General features: G+C 64.6%; 1 protein-coding gene. It reads left to right on the forward strand.

Features of this window, described 5'->3' with window-relative positions; all coding sequences use genetic code 11:
* On the forward strand, positions 1-367 hold a 367-nt coding region (locus L6Q67_RS24185), incomplete at its 5' end, for a response regulator (protein WP_296576260.1).
* Positions 368-576 lie beyond the last annotated feature (209 nt).

The raw sequence follows: 576 nt of genomic DNA on the forward strand, positions 1-576 counted from the left end.
CGAGGACGAGCCCATCAACCGGGAGGTTGCCTTGACGCTGCTGGAAGATGTCGGCCTGCTGATCGACATCGCCGAAGACGGCGCGCAGGCCCTGAAGCTCGCCGGCGAGAACGACTACGCGCTGATCCTGATGGACATGCAGATGCCGAACATGGACGGGCTGGAGGCCACCCGCAGGATTCGCCAGCTTGGCGGCGCGCAGTCCGTCCCGATCGTGGCGATGACCGCCAACGCCTTTGCCGAAGACAAGGCACGCTGCTTCGAGGCCGGGATGAATGACTTCATCACCAAGCCGGTCAATCCCGACACGCTGTTCGTGACGCTGCTGCGCTGGCTGCAGCAGAATCCGGCAGCCGGGGGGGCGTGACGAAGCCGCCTCGACGCGACGCCGGCGCAAAACGACCGGACCACACGATGCCAAGGTCCTTGCCACAAAAACCCGATGCGGCGGCGGCAAGGTTGGACCCCAGGGCCGGCAACGTCACTATGAACACCAGCCGAGACCCTACCTCGACGAAGACGTCATTGATCATCCCGATCCGCTTCAGCCAGGCGCCATGGCCGAGGATGACGAAG

Origin of the sequence: Zoogloea sp. (assembly GCF_023150065.1) — a bacterium.
Lineage (GTDB): Bacteria > Pseudomonadota > Gammaproteobacteria > Burkholderiales > Rhodocyclaceae > Zoogloea.